This is a genomic window from Sphaerisporangium sp. NPDC049002 (assembly GCF_040649355.1).
Taxonomy (GTDB): Bacteria; Actinomycetota; Actinomycetes; order Streptosporangiales; family Streptosporangiaceae; genus Sphaerisporangium.
Genome location: NZ_JBEZFH010000361.1, coordinates 1 through 3,620 on the forward strand (window position 1 = coordinate 1; position 3,620 = coordinate 3,620).

3 protein-coding genes are annotated in these 3,620 nt (G+C 64.2%); 2 read left to right on the forward strand and 1 reads right to left on the reverse strand.

Going from position 1 to position 3,620, the window contains the following annotated elements; translation table 11 throughout:
* Window positions 1–1,016: 1,016 nt before the first annotated feature.
* Window positions 1,017–1,706, reverse strand: coding sequence for a tyrosine-type recombinase/integrase (locus AB0B89_RS35320; RefSeq protein WP_358561812.1), 690 nt, complete (start codon window positions 1,704–1,706; stop codon window positions 1,017–1,019).
* 170 nt (window positions 1,707–1,876) lie between these two features.
* On the opposite strand from AB0B89_RS35320, the gene AB0B89_RS35325 reads away from it, so the two are divergent.
* Both AB0B89_RS35325 and AB0B89_RS35330 read left to right on the forward strand, forming a co-directional pair.
* A complete protein-coding gene (locus tag AB0B89_RS35325) occupies window positions 1,877–2,263 on the forward strand; it encodes a hypothetical protein (RefSeq protein WP_358561815.1) in 387 nt (128 codons plus the stop codon).
* 916 nt (window positions 2,264–3,179) lie between these two features.
* Window positions 3,180–3,389 (forward strand): MbtH family protein, encoded by a 210-nt coding sequence (locus tag AB0B89_RS35330; RefSeq protein WP_358561817.1) that lies wholly within the window; start codon window positions 3,180–3,182, stop codon window positions 3,387–3,389.
* The last annotated feature ends 231 nt before the right edge of the window (window positions 3,390–3,620 follow it).

Consider the following 3,620-nt stretch of genomic DNA (forward strand, 5'->3'; position numbering starts at 1 on the left):
GCCGCACGGCCCGCCGCCCGCCCGCCGTCCGGGCGTGCGGCGTGGGCGCCGGTCCCGAACGGCGGCGGGACTCAGGGCCGCCCGCCGTACACAGCGCCCGCCGCACCAAGCCTCACCCACCGACCAGGGACGCGCCGCCGCCGACCGCGCCCTCATCGAGGGCACCTTACGCCCAGCCATGCAGAAGCCGCCGCAGGCTACCGGACTCGAACCGGCTCATCCCCGTGAAGGGAGTCAGCAAGCTGATACGAACTTTCCCATTCGCCTTTGCCTGCGACGGCACATGCAGCCTATGACGGTGCAGAACCGACGTCGACGGATTAATCTCCGACCGTCTCCCGCCGCTGTGGCCGAGCTATGGGCCGGCCATCACACCGGTACAGGCCGACGATCGCGCTGTGGCCGACCACCACACGGGGTTACGGGCGATCGGAGGGCCGGGGCTTCGTGCCTCAGTCCCGGCCCATCGAGCACGGCCGCGCATGACGGTCCTTGCTGTACTGAGGGGCTCACGTCAGGGGCCAAGCGAAATGGGCCTATATGACAGAATCCCCGACATGCTTAATACGGTGAGCAACAATGATCTTGCGGGTGCTCTCTATTTCACTCTCGCCCTGGTCAACGCTGGTTTGGCACAGGGCAAGTGGCGTTCGGGCTTCGGATGGTGGTTGCTTTCTCTCTTTCTCGGGCCACTCGCAACTCTGCTTATCGTGGTTCTCCCACGCCCGAGGCCCTACCGCACAAATGACGAGTGACAGCCCTGGGTCAGGACTTCAGGACATCGGTGGTTGCAGTTTGGGTTGCAGTTCAGGGTGATCCAGAGCCGTTCAGATCAGACCGTGTATACCCGCTGATCTGCATTGAACTGTTTGGAACCATGATCGTCCGAGCTTTTAATCCGTAGGTTCAGGGTTCGAGTCCCTGGCGGCCCACCAGCTAATCCCTTGATCCATGATCTCTACTGGTACAGCTGTTCGATCTTCTGCCGGACCAATGCCGGACCATTCCGCCGACGATCATGCCGTGGTCGACCTCGACGCGCGCCGCGGAATCATCGCCACCGTCGCCGCGGCGGCGATCGTCGCAAGCTCGGGGATCACCGTCGTATACGTGTCCGCGGTGAACCAGTACTGCCGGTGCCCGAGCGTCGCCGACACGATCTTCATGTCGGTGCCGGCCGCGAGCATGATCGTGGCCGCACAGTGCCTCATGTCGTGCAGACGGACCGGCGGCAGCTGCGATCGTCGCACCAGCCACTCGGTGTGGTCGGTCAGCCCGTTCAGGTCCAGCGGCCGGCCCAGCTTGTCGGTGAACACCTTGCCGCTGTCGACCCAGTGCTTCCCCGCCGCCAGGCGCTCAGTCGCCTGAGTCTTCCGCCAGGCCTTCAGCAGCTTCACGTTCACGTCGTCGAGCACCACGACGCGCCGCGATGAGTCAGACTTGATGCCCGCCTCGGCCTCTTCGTCTTCGTCCAGCTGGAGGACGGCCCGGAACCACGGCGCGGAGTGTTGACTACTCCGGCTTCGCCAACGCTTTTCCCGAGGGGTCTGCTGATGGATCACCGCAGACTCGACACCACCAAGCAGTACTACCGGGTGGGTGAGAACCGCCGCCGCGAAGCGATCGACCGGGTCGCTGCTCTGCAGTTCGACCGGCACGGCAACCGGATCTGGCGACAAGCCCAAGCCCTGCTCGACTCCGAGCACGCCCGCAGGTCCATCGGTGAAGTCGCTGTCCCGTTCGGGGTCTGCGCCTAACCCTCCAACGTCAAGGCCGGCGGGAACGCCTGCCCCTACTGCTAGTCCTTAAAGCCCTCAACGACGCGGCCACCGCCGGAGACGAGATCAGCGTCAGCGGCATCGCCCGCCAAGCAGGCGTGGACCGCACTTTCCCCTACCGGCATCGCGACCTGCTCGAACAACTCCACGCCCTGGAAGCCCAACCCCCCAACGCCCCCGGGATCGGACCAGCCGTCAGCCGAGCCTCGCTCCAAGCCGGTCTTCTCGCCGCCCAACAACGCACGGCCCGCCAAGCCACCCGCGTCCAATACCTTGAACGGCGCCTGTCACAGCTCCTTGGCGAACAGGCCTGGCGGGAGTCCGGTCTCGGCGCGCCCGACGACATCGACCAGCTGAAGCAACGAATCATCATGCTCGAACAGCAAACAGTGGACCTGCGCCTGCATCTGGAAGAACGCGACCAAGACCTCAACGCGGCCCGCGCCGCCAACCGCGAGCTCATGGCCCGACTCAACACCCGATAGACACGCGACCAAGCAGCTTGCAACAACTAACTTCAGATCAACAGCGTCTGACCTGCGGAAACGTGGAGATCAAGCGCCCGGCTCAGCACCGGACCCCCAGAGAACCGCCTCCACTCCGGGATCGGCTACCACAACCCGGTCGACGTGCACTACGGCCGCGCCACCGCCGTCCGCGACCGACGCGCTCAAGTCCTGGCCGCCGCGCAATCCGCCCACCCCGAACGCTTCGCCAGTGGCGGCACCCCTACCCCGCCCGACCTCCCCGGCCGGGCATGGATCAACAAGCCCAACCAAGACCAGACGAAGCAGAAGGACGCCAGAGAACCAGACACAGAATTAGCCCAGCTCAACTGCCTTGATCAAATTGACAGGTTCCGCCCTGCTGACCCGACCCACCATCAACGAACACCACACCCGCCATTGGTCGCTGTGGCGGCGACGACACCAGACTCACGCTCGACAAGCCCACTACCAGCGACAACTCATCAAAGATCAATAAGTGCGGCTGGAGTACTAGGACAGCGGCACGCCTGCCCGAGGTGACCGGCGGCTCAGCGCATTCCCCAGGCGTTTTACAAGCCAGATCCAAGCCGCACTCAACAGGATGACCTCCATCGATCTGCGTGTATCGGAAGAGGGACCCGAACATGAGCGACAAGACAGGACCTGGCCCAGGTGACATCGCCCCGGTGAGCCGAGGTCGCTTGACGGGTCCGGGCACAGGCCCTCTCGCGGATAACGCGCCACACAGGTCTCATCGGATCTCGGTGAGGTTTTCTCGGTAGGCGGAGCGGCTCACAGGTGAGCGGATCCGAGACGGAGACGGTGCGGCTGTCAGCCTTCCAACGGTGCGCGGCAAGCGTGCGTTCCGGTCGATGGAATCACACAAAAGACCACATCAAAGTGCGAGGTTTTCATGAGCAATCCATTTGAGGACGAAAACGGACGCTATCTCGTCCTGATCAACGCCGAGGGCCAGCATTCCCTCTGGCCCCTGTTCTCCGAGGTCCCTCGCGGCTGGGATGTCGTGCACGGGGAGGACAGCCGGCCGGGCTGCCTGGAGTACATCAACGCGAACTGGACCGACATGCGACCCCGCGGCCTCTCGATGCTGAACGGATCCTGAGCTCCCATTTCGAGTCCGCGTTCACCGTGAGCCACGTTTACGGCACGCCCTCCTTTCCCTGATTGATCGGACCTGTTCGCTGCGCCGCCACGCCATGAATCTGGAGATTTCATGAATCCAATTTCTTTTCGAGAAAACCTGGCCCGGTTGTTCGAGGCGCGGGTGGCGGCGGCGCCGGATGCCGAGGCGGTGGTCTGCGGTGAGGTCCGGCTGTCGGCGGCGGAGCTGAAC

Excerpts from the sequence above, each read along its gene's own strand:
- AB0B89_RS35330 (WP_358561817.1), top strand. The coding sequence starts at position 3,180 with ATGAGCAATCCATTTGAGGACGAAAACGGACGCTATCTCGTCCTGATC.